General features: G+C 61.8%; 16 protein-coding genes. 6 read left to right on the plus strand and 10 right to left on the minus strand.

The annotated features are described in order from the left end of the window. Genes ligD through P8Q88_RS12225 form a run of 3 tightly spaced genes read right to left on the minus strand, consistent with a single transcriptional unit; the run spans nucleotide 1 to nucleotide 3,583 of the window. Complete coding sequence (ligD, locus tag P8Q88_RS12215; protein ID WP_278324108.1) at nucleotides 1-2,457, minus strand: DNA ligase D; 2,457 nt, start codon at nucleotides 2,455-2,457, stop codon at nucleotides 1-3. 3 nt (nucleotides 2,458-2,460) lie between these two features. Then, complete coding sequence (gene ku / locus P8Q88_RS12220) at nucleotides 2,461-3,291, minus strand: non-homologous end joining protein Ku (protein ID WP_278324109.1); 831 nt, start codon at nucleotides 3,289-3,291, stop codon at nucleotides 2,461-2,463. A 49-nt stretch (nucleotides 3,292-3,340) separates the two neighbouring features. After that, nucleotides 3,341-3,583: a hypothetical protein gene (locus tag P8Q88_RS12225; RefSeq protein ID WP_278324110.1), complete on the minus strand. Its 243-nt coding sequence runs from the start codon at nucleotides 3,581-3,583 to the stop codon at nucleotides 3,341-3,343. 551 nt (nucleotides 3,584-4,134) lie between these two features. Between P8Q88_RS12225 and P8Q88_RS12230 the strand changes: the two genes are divergently transcribed. Continuing rightward, nucleotides 4,135-4,677 (plus strand): PAS domain-containing protein, encoded by a 543-nt coding sequence (locus P8Q88_RS12230; RefSeq protein ID WP_278324111.1) that lies wholly within the window; start codon nucleotides 4,135-4,137, stop codon nucleotides 4,675-4,677. Then, entirely contained in the window at nucleotides 4,674-8,108 is a 3,435-nt protein-coding gene (locus P8Q88_RS12235) for a CheR family methyltransferase (RefSeq protein ID WP_278324112.1), read from the plus strand. Before P8Q88_RS12230 ends, P8Q88_RS12235 begins: the two co-directional genes overlap by 4 nt. A gap of 9 nt (nucleotides 8,109-8,117) precedes the next feature. Here P8Q88_RS12235 and P8Q88_RS12240 read toward each other — a convergent pair whose 3' ends face one another. Further along, on the minus strand, nucleotides 8,118-8,483 hold the full coding sequence (locus tag P8Q88_RS12240) for a response regulator (protein ID WP_278324113.1): 366 nt from the start codon (nucleotides 8,481-8,483) through the stop codon (nucleotides 8,118-8,120). 174 nt (nucleotides 8,484-8,657) lie between these two features. On the opposite strand from P8Q88_RS12240, the gene obgE reads away from it, so the two are divergent. From obgE to P8Q88_RS12260, 4 genes are read left to right on the plus strand one after another with little or no spacing between them, the layout of a single operon-like run. After that, nucleotides 8,658-9,713: a GTPase ObgE gene (gene obgE, locus P8Q88_RS12245; RefSeq protein WP_278324114.1), complete on the plus strand. Its 1,056-nt coding sequence runs from the start codon at nucleotides 8,658-8,660 to the stop codon at nucleotides 9,711-9,713. A gap of 17 nt (nucleotides 9,714-9,730) precedes the next feature. Further along, nucleotides 9,731-10,852 carry a glutamate 5-kinase gene (proB, locus tag P8Q88_RS12250; protein WP_278324115.1) on the plus strand — a complete coding sequence of 374 codons (1,122 nt, stop codon included), beginning with the start codon at nucleotides 9,731-9,733 and terminating at the stop codon, nucleotides 10,850-10,852. Beyond that, nucleotides 10,849-11,760 carry an NAD-dependent epimerase/dehydratase family protein gene (locus tag P8Q88_RS12255; RefSeq protein ID WP_278324116.1) on the plus strand — a complete coding sequence of 304 codons (912 nt, stop codon included), beginning with the start codon at nucleotides 10,849-10,851 and terminating at the stop codon, nucleotides 11,758-11,760. The genes proB and P8Q88_RS12255 overlap by 4 nt, the downstream gene beginning before the upstream one ends. A 26-nt stretch (nucleotides 11,761-11,786) precedes the next feature. Continuing rightward, on the plus strand, nucleotides 11,787-12,434 hold the full coding sequence (locus P8Q88_RS12260; protein WP_278324117.1) for a hypothetical protein: 648 nt from the start codon (nucleotides 11,787-11,789) through the stop codon (nucleotides 12,432-12,434). On the opposite strand, the gene P8Q88_RS12265 is transcribed toward P8Q88_RS12260, so the two are convergent. From P8Q88_RS12265 to P8Q88_RS12290, 6 genes are all read right to left on the minus strand, one after another. Continuing rightward, nucleotides 12,431-13,186 carry a phosphoadenylyl-sulfate reductase gene (locus tag P8Q88_RS12265; RefSeq protein WP_278324118.1) on the minus strand — a complete coding sequence of 252 codons (756 nt, stop codon included), beginning with the start codon at nucleotides 13,184-13,186 and terminating at the stop codon, nucleotides 12,431-12,433. The genes P8Q88_RS12260 and P8Q88_RS12265 overlap by 4 nt on opposite strands. Beyond that, complete coding sequence (locus P8Q88_RS12270; protein WP_278324119.1) at nucleotides 13,183-13,608, minus strand: DUF934 domain-containing protein; 426 nt, start codon at nucleotides 13,606-13,608, stop codon at nucleotides 13,183-13,185. The genes P8Q88_RS12265 and P8Q88_RS12270 overlap by 4 nt, the downstream gene beginning before the upstream one ends. 89 nt (nucleotides 13,609-13,697) lie before the next feature. Continuing rightward, the gene (locus P8Q88_RS12275; RefSeq protein WP_278324120.1) at nucleotides 13,698-15,332 is read right to left on the minus strand and encodes a nitrite/sulfite reductase; all 1,635 of its coding nucleotides are present in this window, start codon (nucleotides 15,330-15,332) and stop codon (nucleotides 13,698-13,700) included. Further along, complete coding sequence (locus tag P8Q88_RS12280) at nucleotides 15,332-15,628, minus strand: DUF2849 domain-containing protein (protein WP_278324121.1); 297 nt, start codon at nucleotides 15,626-15,628, stop codon at nucleotides 15,332-15,334. Before P8Q88_RS12280 ends, P8Q88_RS12275 begins: the two co-directional genes overlap by 1 nt. Beyond that, a complete protein-coding gene (cobA, locus tag P8Q88_RS12285; protein ID WP_278324122.1) occupies nucleotides 15,625-16,383 on the minus strand; it encodes a uroporphyrinogen-III C-methyltransferase in 759 nt (252 codons plus the stop codon). Before cobA ends, P8Q88_RS12280 begins: the two co-directional genes overlap by 4 nt. A 97-nt stretch (nucleotides 16,384-16,480) precedes the next feature. Then, nucleotides 16,481-17,563, minus strand: a complete 1,083-nt coding sequence (locus P8Q88_RS12290) for a mechanosensitive ion channel family protein (RefSeq protein ID WP_278324123.1) — start codon at nucleotides 17,561-17,563, stop codon at nucleotides 16,481-16,483.

The following is a 17,563-nucleotide window of genomic DNA, read 5'->3' on the forward strand; positions in this document are numbered from 1 at the left end:
TCAGAATGCCGGAAGCTGCTGCTCTGCGAACCCCCAGCCTTGGAGCGCCTTGGACGAAGCACGCCGTAACAGCGTTTCCGCCTGATCGATCGAGAACGCATTCGCGCTGTCCATACCTCTCAGTTCGTTCCAGGTCACAGGGACCGCAATAGGTGCCCCGGACCGTGCACGCGCCGAATAGGGCAGCACTGCCGTCGCGCCGCGCTGGTTGCGCAGCCAGTCGATGAAGATGCGGCCCTTGCGTTTGGCCTTGCTCATGTTCGCGGTGAAGCGGTCGGGCTCGGCAAGGCTCAGCGCTTCGGAGAAACGCCGGGCGAAATCCTTGTGCTCGCCCCAGCCGTGCCCCGGCGTGAGCGGCACCACGACATGGACGCCCTTGCCGCCCGACAGCATGGCGAAGCTGGTCAGCCCAAGGTCGGCAAGCCGGGCGTGAATGTCGCGCGCGGCTATCTTCACTTCGGTAAAACCAAGCCCCTCGTCGGGATCGAGATCGAAGATCATCCGATCGGGCTTCTCGACATCGTCAGAGCGCGCGCTCCAGCCATGAAACTCGATCGTGCCCATCTGGACGCATTGCAGCAGGCCGCGCTGGTTCTCGACATAAAGGTAATCCTCATGCCCGCCGTCCTTCTCGCGTATCGGAACATGCTGGACGGCATCGCCGAAAGCGCCGCTGTCATGCTTCTGGAAGAAACACTTTTTCGCTCTCCCTTGCGGACACCGGACCAGGCTGACGGGGCGCCGCGCGGCGAATGGAAGCATGACCGGTGCGATTGCTGCGTAATAGTCGGCCAATTCCCCTTTCGTCTGACCGCTGTCCGGAAATATGACACGGTCGCGGCTGGAGATCGCGACCTCCTCTTCCGCGGGCGCAGATGCGGGTTTGTCGGGAACGACCTTTTTCGCCGGTTTATCGCCACGCAGGCCGAGGAAACTGCCGTGGCGCACGTTCCCGTCGGCGGTGAACTCGGCAAAGGCGATTTCCGCCACGAGCTTCGGGGTCACCCAAGTCACGTTGCGCGACGATGCCTTCTCCACCTCCGCAGGTGGGGTCTTTCGCTGCAACCGCTTCAGTTTCCCCGAAAGTTCATCGAGATCGTCGGCAGAAAAGCCGGTGCCGACATTGCCCTTGTAGACAAGCTCGCCGCCCTCGTGCTGGGCGAGCAGCAAAGAAGCGAAGGGGCGCGCCTTCGCGCTCGAGGCCTTCCAGCCGATGATGACGAATTCCTGCCTGCGGGTGCATTTGACCTTTACCCAGGCTTTCGACCTGCGTCCGGAATATTTCCCGTCCACGGTTTTGGAAATGATACCTTCCTGTTTCGCATCGCACATCGCCCGGTACAGGGTTTCGCCTGCACCCAGTACGTGTTCGGCAACATGGATCGGCGCCTCCGCATTCGCGAGCAAGGCCTCGAGCCGCTCCTTGCGCTCGATATTCGGAAGGTCGCTTAAATCGTCGCCCTCCAGTTCCAGCAAGTCGAAAGTGTGCAGTGCCAGTTTGTCGGATGGCTGTTGTGATCCGGAACCTCGCTTCAAGACCTTTTGCAGGGTCGAGAAGTCCGGATTGCCCTTGTCGTCATAGGCCACGATTTCGCTGTCGATCAGCGCCGACGGGAGGTGGAGCGCAGCAATGGCATCGACCAGAGGGCCGAACTTGTCCGTCCAGTCCTTGCCGTTTCGCGTATAGATGCGCACGTCCTTGCCGCGCACCGCCACCAGCGCGCGGTAGCCGTCGAACTTGATTTCGTGCATCCAGCGATTGCCCGTCGGCACATCGTCGACCAGAGTGGCAAGCTGGGGTTTTCGATACTTCGGTAGCGCAGCGGTTTTCGCCTTGCGGGATTTTGTTGTGCTGGCGCCGGGGCGCTTGTCACTCTTCCCGCCCGCGATTTCCGCCATAGAACGGCCAGTCGCAACGCTGGTCAATTCGCGCTGCACCAGCGCATCGCCCGCTTCCGCGTGCTCATCCTGCAGCTTGCGCAAAAGCCAGTTTTCGCGCTTCTCGCCCGGCTTCTTCTTCATACGGATCAGCAGCCACTCGCCGCGCATTCGCTCGCCTTGCAATGTGAAATGGAGATGCCCTTTTTCGAGGTCCTTCGCGCTTTTACCCTCCACAGGCGCCCAGCTTCCCTGGTCCCACAGCATCACCGTCCCGCCGCCATATTCCCCCTTGGGAATGACGCCTTCGAACTCCGCATAGGACATGGGATGGTCCTCGGTCCGCACCGCCAATCGCTTGATATTCGGATCGGGGGAAGGTCCCCTGGTCACGGCCCAACTCTTCAGAACGCCATCCACTTCGAGCCGTAGGTCCCAGTGCAACCGGGTCGCGTCATGCTTCTGGACGATGAAGAGGTCGCCAGATTTACTGGCCTTGCGCTTGCCCGCAGGCTCTGGCGTTTGCTTGAAGTCCCGCTTTGCGTTGTATTCGGCCAAATGATCCTTGCGTGCGGCCATGGATCAGGCGGATTTCTTGCGCTTCGCAGGCTTCTTCGCCTTGTCGCCCTCGACCGATTTCTTGAGAGCGGCCATCAGGTCGATGACGTTGGAACCCGGCGGGGCGTCCGGATCGTCCACATCCTCTATGACCGCCTTCTTGCTCTTCGATTTGGCCTTCTTGTCGATCAGCTTCTTCAGCGCTTCGGCATAGCGGTCTTCGAACTCGCCCGCATCGAAGGGCGCGCTCTTCTGTTCGATCAGCGTATTGGCCAGGTCGAGCAGTTCCTTCTTCGGCTTGGCGTCTTCGATATCGTCGAAGAAGCTCTGGCCCGCGCGCACTTCATCGGCATAGCGCAGCGTCTCGAGGAGCAGCCCCTTGCCGCACGGCTTGATCGCGACAAGCTTCTCCCGCCCGCGCACCGATAGCTGGCCCAGCGCCACTTTCTTGGCCTTCCGCAGCGCCTCACGCAGTACGATGAACGCCTCCTCGGCAAGCTCGTCCTGCGGCGCGACGTAGTAAGGCTTCTCGAAATAGAGCGGATCGATCTCGCAGGCATCGACGAACTGGACCAGCTCGAGCGTGCGCTTGCTCTCGATCTTGACGGCTTCGATTTCTTCGTCCTCGAGCAGGACATAATTGCCTTTGGATATTTCGTATCCGCGGATGATCTCGTCGCGGTCGATGGGGCCGATACCCGGCACGACCTTTTCGTAGGAGATGCGTTTGCCGCTCGGCTCGTGGATCTGGTTGAAGCTGATCCTCGAACCGGATTTGGATGCCGAGTAAATTTCGACCGGGATCGAAACCAGGGCCAGCCGAATCTGTCCTTGCCAATACGCACGAGCTGCCATGAAATTCTCCGTTCGGAGGTGAACGTGCGAGGCGGGCGGAATGTTTCAGTCAGGGCTGCTCCTTGCGGATAAGATAGCGCCATACGCCCCAGGCGTTAATGATGAGCAACACCAAATTCATAGCCGCGATCGGCATCGCGTTTTTCACGAGACCGGAGTAGATCCACATCAGCGAAACGACCGTAAATAAGACGAACCCCCACCCCGTGAGCCTCCGTCCCCTGTCTAGCGCGATCAGCGCGGCTGCGATTATCGTTCCAATCGATGCAATCCACTCAACCGGTCCTTCCATATAAAGCCTCTTTCAAGCGCGAAAAACAAATCGACGCATCAGATGTAGTCGTGGCTGAAAACCTTTCAAAAGTCAGGAAGCGATAATGCGCGTTAGCTATTCTTAATCGTCAGATCGTTTAGCAAATAGCCGATGGCCAGGCTCATTCACTAGCAGGGCGTCAGAGCGCATACGCAGCCAATTCAGGAAGCATTTCGACGTCTGCTTCTGGGCAGTCGATTTTACATCCGTGATGACGGAATTGGGGGCGCAGAGCGGACGATCCAGAATCGATAAGAGCAACCCGCACGCAAAAAAGTCCAATCGGCGCAATTCGAAAGCCGTTGGCTGTTTCGTGGGATTACGAAGGTATCCAACCACTCATGGCTATCCGCAAGATTATCCAGGCTACGTTGACAGCTTGTCCAAGCTAGTTGGAAAAGTGCAGCCTCAAAGCCCCCGGATTCTCGTACGCGCTATCCAAGCTTCAGTGACGTCCCACCTTTCCAACAAAAATCAAGTTCGCGCATTTGCTCTTGGCCAGCCGTTCGCTGCGACTTAGGACGGGCGCGATGGACACCTTTTTCACCAGTGCCGAACTTCCGTCAGGTCTGCGCAGCGCCTTTGCCGAAAGTCGCATTTCGCTGAGCCTGGCCGATGCAAACGCACAGGATATGCCGTTGATTGCGGTCAATCGCCCTTTCTGCGAGATGTCCGGCTATGGCCCGGACGAAGTGCTTGACCGGAATTGTCGGTTCCTCCAGCCCGACGAATCACCTGAGGCCGTTCGCAAGGACATGCGGGGATTCCTCTATGATTCGGACAAGCTGGATGCCCGGTTCGTCATCCCCAATGTGACCAAGGACGGACGCAAGTTTCTCAACCTGGTGTATATGGCCAAGCTCACGAAAGGCGACGAGGTTGCATTCGTTTTGGGCTCGCAATTCCCGGTCGATCCGGAAAAGGCTTCCGAGCCGGACCTTTACGACCGCGCGCTGAAGGAAAGCCTGAAGCAACTAAACTTGCTGACCGGTGACGATAACTGGGCTCTTCTGGGCAGCTTCGATGCCCTGGCATCGAGCCATTCGATCATTGCAAGGGCGCGGATGGAATGAAGGAAGGGGCACCGGCAAGCAAACCCGCGACGTCGGGCGATTTCGCGATCGTCGGCGTCGGCGCGTCGGCCGGCGGACTGGAAGCCCTGCGCGAAATGTTCAGCGGCTTCGACGGCCAGAGCGGCATGGCTTTCGTGGTCGTCCAGCACCTCGATCCGACGCATGAATCGCTGATGGCGCAGCTGCTCGAACGCTACACGCCAATGGCCGTGAAGCAGGCAGAAGGCGGCGAACAGCTCGAACCCGACCACATCTATGTGATCCCGCCCGCCCACGGCCTCGCGCTGAATGACGGCGTGCTGGAACTCACCGAATTTACCGAACAGCGCGGCATGCGCCGGCCGATCGACGATTTCTTCGAAAGCCTCGCCAAGGACCAGGGCGAGCGGGCAGCCTGCGTGATCCTGTCGGGCACCGGCGCGGACGGCAGCCGAGGCCTGCGGGCCATCAAGGAGCATTCGGGCATCTGCATCGCGCAGGATCCCGACACGGCCGCCTATGACGGCATGCCGACCGCCGCCATCGGCACGGGGCTGGTCGATATCACCTGCGACCCGCGCGACACGGTCGAGCACCTGTCGAAGTTCTTTCAGCGTGCCGGCCTCGCCGATGTCGTAGAAAACGATCTCGAAGACGCTGATACGCTGCTCGATATATGCGACGTCCTGCGCGAAGCGGTCGGCCACGATTTCTCCAATTACAAGCGCAGCACGCTGAACCGCCGCGTTGCCCGCCGCATGCAGGTCCTCGGGATCGAGGACACCAAGGCCTATCTCAAGCACCTGCAGGAAAACGGGAACGAGTGCAGCGCGCTCTTCAGCGACCTTCTGATCAACGTCACCCGTTTCTTCCGCGACACCGAACACTTCAAGAAGCTCGACGAACTGGTCATCTCGCCAATGGTCGAGAAGGCCAACAACGGTGAGGAACTGCGCATCTGGGTGCCGGGCTGTTCAAGCGGCGAAGAGGCCTACAGCATCGCGATGTTGTTTGCAGATGCGGCCAAGCGCTTCGACAAGCGCCCCTATGTACAGGTGTTCGCCACCGACATCGACGACAAAATGCTCGATATCGGGCGATCGGGCGTCTACCCGCTGTCATCGATTCAGGACATTCCCAAGCAATTCCAGGATGAGTACATCTATGGAAGCAAGGAGAAGTTCACGATCGCGCCGCAGATCAGGGACATGGTGCGCTTCAGCGTGCACAACCTCGTGCGCGATCCGCCCTATTCCAAGATCGACCTGGTTGCCTGTCGCAATGTCCTGATTTATTTCGACGATTCACTGCAGAAACTGGTGTTCCCGCTGTTCCATTTCGCCACGCGCGAAAGCGGTTACCTGTTTCTCGGATCATCGGAAACGATTGGACGGCACGAGGATCTGTTCGAGCCCGTGGACCAGTCTTCGCGCATCTTCCGGCGCAAGAACGTCAAGGGCAACTACACGCTCAATCTGGCCAGCGACGTATCGCGGCAAATCAATCGCAGCAGGCAGAGATCCAACAGGGAAGAAGCAACGCGCAGGGGCGGCGTCGAGGTGCGCGCGCTGGAAAAGGTGGCGCAGCGTTATGCGCCGGTCAGCCTGCTGCTCGACCGCGAGGCCATGCTGCTCGAACGCTGGGGCTCCGCCGGACGCTATCTCGATTTCCCAGAGCGGCTGGAGCGCTCGATCCACGTGCCCTCGCTCGCACGACCGGGCTTGCGCGAATTGATCGGCCCGATGATCCGCCAGGTTTCCAACACGGGGCGCCGCGCGATCGTCAAGGAGGTCGAGATCGTGACCGACTTCGGCACGCTCGAGGCGACGGTCGTCTGTGAGCCGATCGACAACCAGACCTTCCTGTTCGTCGTCAACGAGACCCGTGGCCTCGAACCGGATAGCGGTGGCGATTACGATGAATTCGATCCCGAGGACGGCCAGCGGCAGTTCCTCGAAGAGGAATTGCAGGCCACCCGGCATCGCCTGCGCTCGACGGTCGAGGAGCTGGAAACGACGAACGAGGAGCTGAAGAGCTCAAACGAAGAAATGATGTCGATGAACGAGGAGCTCCAGTCGACCAACGAGGAGCTGACCACCGTCAATGACGAGCTGAAGAACAAGGTCGACCAGCTCACGACCGCCAACGCCGACCTCAAGAACTTCTTCGATAGCACCAAGCTGGCCGTGCTGGTTGTCGATTCCGAGCTGAAACTCCGCAGCTTCACCGATGCGGCCGAAGACCTCTTCCCGCTGACGAAGGAGCATATCGGGCAATCGCTGGCCACTTTGCCGCACAATCTCGACAATGACCATTTCGTCGAAATGGCCAAGAGCGCAGCGAAGCAGGGATTGCAGGTCGAAGAGGGCATGCATTCCCGTGCGCTGGATCGCGAGCTGGTGCTTCAGGCAATCCCCTATCGCCTTCTCGATGGTGAGCTGGACGGGGCGACATTGATCTTCACCGATGTCTCCGAAACGCTATCCCTCGAACGGGACCTGCGCGAGGAGCGCGAACGGCTGCGGCTTGCGCTCGAAGTCGCGAAGATCGGCATCTGGGAATACGAACCTTCCACCGACAAGACGGTGCTGGATCCGACCGAGCGCATCTTGCTCGATCTCGACGAGGACGATCCTGGCGACACGCTGGAACCCATCATGGCCTCCCTGCCCATCGAGGATCGCGACCGTGTCAACCGCGCATTGCGCATGGCGATGGAAGGGAAGAGCGACTTCGACGAGGTATTCCGCCTGCCGCTGGATGATGGCGAGACGCGTTATCTTCATGGTCTTGGCAAGCTGATCGAAATTTCAGGCACGCGAAAGTTCATCGGTGTCACCTTCGATGTGTCCTCCGAACGCCGCCTGCTTGACCAGCGCGATCTGATGATCCGCGAGATGAACCACCGGGTGAAGAACCTGTTCTCGGTGATTTCGGCCATGGTTTCCATCGCCGCTCGCGACGCCGAGGATGTGACGAGCTTCGCCGAGGGGCTGCGCGACCGCATTCACGCGCTCGGCCGCTCGCATTCGCTGACCCACGAGGCGGGCGACCCGGCAGATGGGGGGATCCAGCTATCGAAGCTGGTCGATACCGTCCTGCGACCCAATCTAGCAGGTCAGGATGTGGCGATAACCGGTCCCGACACGACCATCCGCAACGACCAGATCACCTCCATCGCTCTGATTCTTCATGAATGGGCGACGAATTCGACGAAATATGGAGCGCTCGCGACCCGTGACGGCTCGATCGAAATTCGGTGGAGCGAGAAGGAAGGCGAAGTGGCGATCAACTGGCGCGAGCAAGGAGAGGCGCCCGGGGGCACCGCAGACAGCGGGCCAGGCTTCGGCACAAAGCTAGTTCAGACGGCCGCGCGTCAGCTCCGCGGCGATGCTACCGGGGAACCAATCGATGGCGGCTATCGCCGCACCTTGAAGTTCCAGACCGAGTAGGTCGCTCTCTCAGGCAGCGCAGCTTTTCGTGTCGCCAGCCATTTGCAGAGCCCTGCCGATGTCCGCAGGCGAGGCCGGCTTCTCCAGCTTGGGGCAACCGGAAAATTCCTGGCAGAGTTCCTGGTGCGAGAGGTTTGCGCTGACAAAGATGACCGGAACGCCGTGATTGGTCAATTCGCGGGCCACCGGCCAGACCGGTACGCCTGCAACATCGATATCTAGCAGGGCCAGATCGGGCGTTGCGTTCTCGAGCGACGCAAGTGCGCCTTCGACACTCGTCGATTCCGAATGGATGGCATAACCGAGATCTTCGACGGTATGGACGAGGTCGAGAAGTACAAGCGCCTCGTCATCGACAATCATAACATTCTGCATCGGGGCGATTTTAGACCTTATCCCACGTTATCGTGTGGACCGAACGGCCCAATCCCGGAAACCGTTCCACGCTTCGCCGATTTTTGCCGCCATACGTTAACCATTGGGTAACTCACCCTTCTGCGGCGGATTGCGAACTCGCCTTGCGCTGCAAAAGCTTCTAGAGGGCGCGGCATGCATTTTCTCGACCAGGCCAAGATCTACCTCAAGTCCGGCGCAGGCGGCCCCGGTGCTGTCAGCTTCCGGCGCGAGAAGTATATCGAATACGGCGGCCCCGATGGGGGCAACGGCGGCAAGGGCGGCGACATCGTGTTCGAAGCGGTCCAAGGCCTCAATACGCTGATCGACTTTCGTTATGCGCAGCATTTCAAGGCCAAGCGCGGGATGCACGGTCAGGGCAAGGACCGCACGGGCGCTGGCGCGCCCGATCTCGTAATCGAGGTGCCGGTCGGCACGCAGGTGCTGTCGGAAGACAAGGAAGACGTGCTCGCCGATTTCACCGAGGTCGGTCAGCGCGTGGTTTTCCTCGAAGGCGGCATGGGCGGGCGCGGGAATGCCAGCTACAAGTCGAGCACCAACCGTGCGCCGCGCCAGCACCAGCCGGGCGAGCCGGGCGAGGAGATGTGGGTCTGGCTGCGACTGAAGCTGCTTGCAGATGTCGGTCTGCTTGGGCTGCCGAATGCCGGCAAGAGCACTTTCATCAATCAGGTGTCGAACGCCAAGGCCAAGGTGGGCCATTATGCCTTCACGACACTCGTGCCCAAGCTGGGGGTGGTAAGCCACAAGGGTCGCGAGTTCGTGCTGGCCGATATTCCCGGGCTGATCGCTGGCGCTGCCGATGGTGCGGGCATCGGCGACCGCTTCCTCGGCCATATCGAGAGATGCCGTGTGCTCATCCACCTGATCGACATTTCGGGCGATGATCCGGCGGCCGCCTATCGCACGGTCAACGACGAGCTCGAGGCCTATGGCGCGGGCCTCGCCGACAAGCCGCAATTGGTCGCGTTGAACAAGCTCGACCTCGCCGATGAGGAATTGGGCGAAGGCTTTGCCGAGGAATTGCTGGCGGCGGGTGCGGACAAGGTTTTCACTATCTCTGGCGCGACCGGCGCGGGAATCCCCGAATTGCTCGATGGCGTGCTCGCCTATCTGCCCGACCGGACTGCGACCGAAACGCATGCCGAAGAGGTCGAGGACGACAGCGAAACGCCCGACTGGTCGCCGATCTAGGCTTCGTTGTCCGGACCATGGAAAGGACCGTTCCGCTCAATCTGCGAAAGACACGCCGCCTGGTGGTCAAGGTCGGCTCCGCGCTGCTGGTCGAAAACGGCGAAGCGCGCGCCGAGTGGCTGGCGACCTTGGCGCACGATCTGGCTGACCTGCGCTCAGGTGGCACGGAAATCATCGTCGTGTCCTCCGGCGCCATTGCGCTGGGCGCGGCGAAGCTCGGGCTTGCCCGGGGCGGGCGCGGCAGCTTGGCCGACGCGCAGGCAGCCGCGAGCGTGGGGCAGGTCGAACTGGCGCGGCTGTGGTCGGATAAACTGCGACGTCATGACATCACCGCAGCGCAAATGCTGGTCACACTTGGCGATCTGGAAGATCGGCGGCGCTATCTGAACGCCTCCGCCACCCTCCAGCGGCTGGTGGAGACCGGAGCAATTCCGGTGGTCAACGAAAACGACAGCGTTGCGACCGAGGAAATACGCTTCGGCGACAATGATCGGCTCGCGGCCCGCGTGGCGCAGGCCGCCGGCGCCGATACCGTGATCTTGCTGTCAGACGTCGACGGGCTTTACGATCGTGATCCCGGCGAGGAAGACGCGAGACTTGTCGAGCGGATTGAAGGGGTCACGCCTGAAATCATTGCAATGGCCGGCCCGGAGTCTTCATCGGGTATCGGCTCGGGCGGGATGCTCGCGAAACTGCAGGCCGCTCGCATCGCCGAGCGGGCCGGTATCACATTGGTCATTGCGAACGGGACTGGCCCTTCTCCGCTCACCCGCTATTGCGACACCGCGATCGGCACCGTCTTCCTTCCGCAGGCGGACGCCAGCGCGCGCAAGGCATGGTTGGCCGGTCGGCTCGCACCCGCCGGGGTCCTCACAGTCGATCCGGGCTGTGCCACCGCGCTGGCCAATGGAGCCAGCCTGCTTGCCGCAGGGCTGATCGAAGTCGCAGGCGAGTTCGGACGGGGAGATCTCGTGGCGATCCACGGGCCGAAGGGCGAGCGCCTTGGCCAGGGCCTTGTCGAGTATGGTGCCGCCGAATGCCGCACGATCATCGGCCTGCGGGAAGACGAGCAGGAAGCGCGTCTCGGCTATGCACCGCGCGCGGCGGTTGTCCATCGCGACCATATGGTGCGAGAATGACGATAGCCTTGACCGGTGCGACCGGCTTCGTCGGACAAGCCGTGCTCGACGCGGCCACACGGGCCGAGACCCGCGTGCGCGCGCTCACTCGTCGCGCGCAGCATGATCGCGAAGCCGTCGAATGGATCGAGGGAAGCCTGTCGGACCCTGCTACGCTTGAGCAATTGTGCCAAGGTGCGGAGGCGATGATCCATGTCGCGGGCTTGACCAGCGCTGCCGATCCGGATGCATTCATCGCGCCCAACATCGATGGCACCGCTGCCGTCATTGCCGCGATGAAGGCGGCGAAATGCAAGCGGTTGATCTTCGTTTCGTCATTGTCTGCCCGCGAACCGGACTTGTCAGCCTATGGCGCATCAAAGGCGCGCGCCGAGGAACTGGTCCAGGCAAGCGGGCTCGACTGGACCATGGTGCGCCCGCCCGGCGTCTACGGTCCGCGCGACATCGATTATCTCGAGATGTTCCGCAGTGCGAAATGGGGCCTGGTCCCCCTGCCCCCGCGCGGCGCGAGCTCGATCATCCACGTCGACGATCTCGCGCGTCTGCTGCTCGATCTGGTCGATGCGCCGCCAGCATTGGTTCGTCGCCAGACCTTCGAGCCCGACGACGGGAGAGAGGGAGGCTGGGCGCACAAGGAACTGGCCCGCGAGATCGGCCATGCAGTCGGCCGCCGGGTCTTCGCGCCGCATCTGCCGAAGCCGCTGATGCTAGCCGGCGCTAAGATCGATGGGTGGCTGCGCGGAGACCGGGCGCGGCTGACCCCGGACCGCGTCGGCTACATGGCGCATCCCAACTGGGTCGCGCGCAGCGACCGAAGGGTTCCGGCTGCGGTATGGCAACCGCACATTCCGGGCGAGGAAGGGCTTCGGCAAACCGCCCAATGGTATCGCCGCGAGGGCTGGCTTTGAGGATTGCCCACCGCTAGCTTCGCTTCATGGACTTCATGAAGATCATCAAGTCGCTGGAGCTGTTGCTCTACGAGCTGATGGTCTGGCTGGTATTCTACCCGCTGACGCTGGCTCGCAGCGTCATCCACCCACTGCGCCTGATGGTGTATTCGGATGACGAAATCGAGCAGGCCGAGGAAGATCGCTATTCTGACACCCTCAGCCCGCCGATCTTTCTGGCGATAACTCTGGGGCTGATCCATCTCGTCGAGCTTGCCGGCGGATGGAATATCCAGTCGGAAGGCTTCCTGGCAGACGACAGGAATCTCATCGCCTACCGGCTCGTCGCATTTTCCCTGTTCCCGCTGATGCTTTCGCTACGCATGCTGCGATCTCAGGGCGTTGTGCTGGATCGCAAGACCTTGCGCGAACCTTTCTACGCCCAATGCTTCATCGCGGCGCCATTCGCCTTGGGCGTCAATTCGGGCGTACTTGCGATAGCCGCCACCCGCACCTTTACGACCGGTTTGGCGATCATGCTTCTGGCGGTGATCTGGTACTTGGCCGTCCAGACAGCCTGGTTTCGGGAAGAGCGAGATATTTCGCTGGTGCGAGCGTTCGGCAATGCGGTGCGCGGCTTCTTCGAAGCGCTGGTGATCGTAGTCCTCCTCGGGGTCGTGGTCGACGCGCTCTAGAGGAAGGGCTCCTCGCCCGGCTTGTGGATGCCGCATTCGACCTTGTCCCAGCCGGCCCAACGCCCGGCCCGCGGGTCTTCGCCCTCGCCCACCTGCCGGGTACAGGGCGAACAGCCGATCGAAGGGAAACCGCGCTCCACGAGCGGATGGCGCGGAAGGTCGTAGGCCGCGAAATAGGCGGCGATATCCTCGGCTGACCAGTCGATCAGCGGATTGATCTTCAGCCGGCCTTGCGCATCCGACGTGTCCAGTTCGAAGCGCGGCAGATTGGCGCGAGTCGAGGACTGGAACGCCTTTCGCCCGGTGAAGCTCGCGTCGAAATCGGCGAGCGCCTTGGCGAGCGGCTTGACCTTGCGCAGCTCGCAGCAGCCGTCGGGATCGTAGGACCAGCGCAGCCCGCTCTCGTCGCGCGTTTCGAGGTCGGTGAGTTCTGGGTAGATATCGATGCGGTTGAGACCCAGGCGCTCGGTCAGTTCGTCGCGATAGGCCAGCGTTTCGGGGAAATGCTTGCCTGTTTCCAGGAAGAGAACGGGGACTGTCGGATCGATCTGCGCGATCAGATGGAGCAGCGCCGCGCTTTCAGCGCCGAAACTGGACACCACCGCCGTATCGCCTGCCAGCTGCCCTTCGATCACCGCGCGCAGCCATTCCTCCGTCTCCGAACCGCGAAACATGCGATTGAGGCGGATGGCATCGTGCTCCGAGAACCGCGGAGCCGTATCGAGGCGGCCGATGGCGCGCAATTCGTTCATGCGTGGCGTTTCGTCCAGATGGGCGTGCGATCGTCAGCCGCGCTCTGGTAGACTTCCGGCCACCGCTCGAAAGCGGCTTCCACATCGTCCTTGTTCAGCTGCTGGTCGGGCTCGAATGCATCGAAGCCGCAGCGGCGCATATAGGCGAGCTGGTCTACCAGCACGTCACCCACGGCGCGCAATTCGCCGTCATATCCGGCCTCGCGCAGGATACGGGCCGAGGAATAGCCGCGCCCGTCGCCGAATGCGGGGAAATTCACTTCCACCAACGCCAGCCGTTCCAGGTGCGGCAAGAGATCGCGGGCATCGTCGCCCGGTTCGATCCGCACGGCCGAGGCGTTGGACTGATCGAGAAAGGCATCGACCGTCACTGCGGGATGGTCGACCGTCTCGTCGTCGCGATAGCGCAGAAGCTCAGCCATCCCAGCCTCCAGACCGTTCGGTCGAGTTGCGAAAAGATTTGCCGACCGGAACAGTCCCGTCCGACAGCGGAAGGTTGCAGGCGGTCCAATCAACCATAAAGCGCCTCCTTGAAGGGGTTCATGCCGATGCGGCGATAGGTATCGAGGAAGCGTTCGCCGTCCTCGCGTTCACGTTCGTAAACTGTTGTGACCGTCTCGACCGCATCGACGATGCCGTGCTCGTCGAAGCCGGGGCCGGTGATCTTGGCGAGGCTCACGTCCTCCGCCTCGCTGCCCCCGAGCAGGAGCTGGTAGTTCTCGACCCCCTTTCGGTCGACGCCGAGGATGCCGATGTGGCCCGCGTGGTGATGCCCGCAGGCATTGATGCAGCCCGAAATCTTAAGCTTGAGCTGGCCGAGCGTTTCGGTCTTGCCGGTCTTGGCGAACCGTTCCGAAATCCGCTGCGCGACCGGGATCGAGCGGGCATTAGCCAGGCTGCAGTAATCGAGACCGGGGCAGGCGATGATGTCTTCTACGGTGTCGAGGTTGGGCGCGCCCAGCCCTGCCTCGTCAAGCGCGGTCCACAGCGCATGGAGATCGGCCTTGCGGACATGTGGCAGGACGATGTTCTGCGTGTGCATGACGCGCAATTCGTCGAAACTGTAATCCTTGGCGAGATCGGCCATAAGGCGCATTTGCTCGGCCGTCGCGTCGCCCGGAATGCCGCCCACCGGCTTGAGGCTGATGACGGCAGAGACATAGCCGTTCGCTTTGTGCGCGACGGTATTGCGATCGACCCACAGCGCGAAGTCGGGGTCCGAACGGTCGATGTCGGAGGATGCGTCGGCTTCGAACAGCGGGTCTTCGAAGAAGGTGCGGATACGCTCCAGTTCGGCGAAGGGCGGTTCGACGCCCTGTTCGAGCAGATGGGCGAATTCCTCTTCGACCTGGCGGGTATATTCCTCGGCGCCCAGTTCGTGGACGAGGATCTTGATGCGCGCCTTGTACTTGTTGTCGCGCCGGCCGTAGCGATTGTAGACCCGCAGGCAGGCCTCGGCATAGGTCACCAGCCGGTCGAGCGGCACAAAATCGTTGATGCAGGGGGCAATCATCGGTGTGCGGCCCATGCCGCCACCGACATAGAAGGCCGCGCCCAGTTCGCCCGCGTCATTCTGCACGATCTGGATACCGATATCATGCAACCGCATGGCTGCGCGATCGGTGTCGCTGGCGATCACCGCGATCTTGAACTTGCGCGGAAGATAGCTGAATTCGGGATGGAAACTCGACCACTGGCGCAGCAGCTCCGCATAGGGCCGAGGATCGACGACCTCGTCGGCCGCGGCGCCCGCAAAATGGTCGGAGCTGATGTTGCGGATGCAATTGCCGCTGGTCTGGATGGCATGCATCTCCACCTTGGCAAGGTCGGCGAGGATGTCGGCGGCGTCCTCCAGCCTGATCCAGTTGTACTGGATGTTCTGGCGCGTGGTGAAGTGGCCGTACCCGCGATCGTACTTGTCCGCGATGTCGGCCAGCGCATGCATCTGGCGGCTGTCGAGCGTGCCATAGGGAATGGCGACGCGCAGCATGTAGGCGTGGAGTTGCAAATAGAGCCCGTTCATCAGCCGCAGCGGCTTGAACTGGTCTTCGGTCAGCTTGCCTTCGAGGCGGCGGCGTGCCTGGTCGCGGAATTCCTCCACGCGGGCATCGACCATCGCCTGGTCGTATGTATCGTATTTGTACATCAGATCACCCAGTTGCCGATATCGGGATCGGCGGGCTTGAGGGTCAGGTCGGGCCGGATGGTGGGGCCGAGTGCACGGACGCGCTCCTTGATGTGCGAAGGCCGGGGGGTGCCTTCCAGCATCTCGGCATCGATGGCGTAGGGCGCATTGACGCGGCGCGCGGCTTCTTCGCGGCGGGCGGTCTCGTCCTCGCTTCCGCTGACATCGGCGGCGTCTTCGACATGGATCGACCAGTCGCTGCCGGTCCACCAGATCACCGCTCCGGTCTTGAGATCGTTTCCGGTCAGCAGCCTCATTGCGCAGCCTCCTGTGCCTGCGTCGCAAACGCGGCGGCATCGCGTGCAGTGACTTCGCCGATCACGATCAGCGCAGGACTGACCACCGCCTCGCGCTCGACCAGTTCCGGCAGCCCCGCGAGCAATCCGCGCAGCACGCGCATCTCAGGACGCGTCCCGTTCTCGATCACCGCAACCGGCATGTCGGGGGCCAGCCCGTCCTCCATGAGCTTCTCGGCGATCTGCGGCGCGGTCTTCACGCCCATGTAGATGACCAGCGTGCGGCCCTTGCCGGCGAGCCCCGCCCAGTCCTGATCCTTAAGTCCCTTGCACTGGCCCGCCACAAAGCTGACGATGCTGGAGGCATCGCGATGCGTCAGCGGGATCTGCGCTGCGGCAGCTGCGCCATTTGCGGCGCTGATACCCGGGACGACCTCGACAGCGATGCCAGAAGCACGGGCCACCTCGGCTTCCTCTCCGCCGCGCCCAAACACGAAGGGATCGCCGCCCTTGAGCCGCACGACATCCTCGCCCGAGCGTGCAATACGAACCAGCAACTCGCTGATCTCTTCCTGCGGCAAGGTATGGTGCGACCGCCGCTTCGCCACGGAAACGAGCTCCGCATCCTTGCGCGCGAGGGCGAGGATCGTCGGATCGACGAGGCCGTCATGTACGATTATGCGAGCGCGCTCGATCAGCCGTGCGGCGCGGATGGTCAGGAGGTCGGGATCGCCCGGTCCCGCGCCGACGAGATAGATGGTGCCGATATCTGCCATGCTGGAAACATGCGCCCGACGGCCATCCAGCGCCAATCAGAATGCATGTCCGGCAAGGTAGGCGAGATTTTGAAATCGCACCTTCCGGCGCGGCAACCTATTCTTTCGTGGCCTTGGGCGACGCGGCACCGCCTTCGGCCATGCGGGCGAAGATACGCTCCAGCTGGTCGCTGCTGCGCAAGTGGATATCGCGCTGCGGGAAGGGAATTTCGACGTCGTGTTCCTTGAACAGCCACCACAGCTTCTTCAGCACCGCGGACCGCACATTGCCGACGCCCTCCTCGGGATCGTCGATCCAGCAATGGATGGTGAAGTTCACCGAATTGTCGCCATAGGCATCCATCCATACGGTCGGAGGCGGGGTTTTCAACACGCGGTCGCATTCCATGGCGGCCTGCAACATCAGCTTTTCCGCCAAATCCATATCGGATTCGTAACTCACTCCGACCGGCACCTGCATGCGCACGTTCTTCGACGAATAGGACCAGTTTTCCACCTGATTGATCATCAGGTTCTCGTTCGGAATAAGGTATTCGCGCTGGTCGCGGGTGGTCACCGACACGGCGCGCACACCGATCTTGCGGATCTGTCCAAAGGTCTCGTTTCCAGCCATGTCGGCCACGGCGATAACGTCGCCCGGCTTGATCGATTTGTCCATCAGCAGGATGATCCCGGCGATCAGGTTGCCGAAGGTCTTCTGTAGGCCGAAACCGATGGCGAGGCCGAAGGCGCCCGAAAATACCGCCAGCGCGGTGAGATCGATGCCGAGCAGATCGATGCCGAGGAAGAATGCCGCGGCCCAGACAACAATCGTGACGATCTTTTCGACGAGCAATTGCTGGGTCTGGTCGAGCCTGGTCAGACGCCTCACGCCCCGCTTCGCCAGCTTGCTGGTGAACCACGCAAGCGCGAGCACGCCGAGAATGACCGCGGCGACAATCAGCACGTCGAACAGCGAGACACGGAAATTGCCGAAGCTCAGCGCCAGAGCGTCGAGCGTATCGAGCACGGTCCCGGCTGTCTCACTCTTCGAACTCACGGCATCGCGGATGCCCTGAGCCGCCGCAACCGATGTTTCCTCCGGTGCGTCCTGCGCCAGGCTCCACGCCTGCTCGACCGGGGTTGCCTCGGGAGCCGGGGTTTCGCCCGCAGTCGGTTGAGTGGCGGTTTCGCCTTGCAC

This window comes from Qipengyuania marincola, from assembly GCF_029688625.1.
Classification (GTDB): Bacteria; Pseudomonadota; Alphaproteobacteria; order Sphingomonadales; family Sphingomonadaceae; genus Qipengyuania.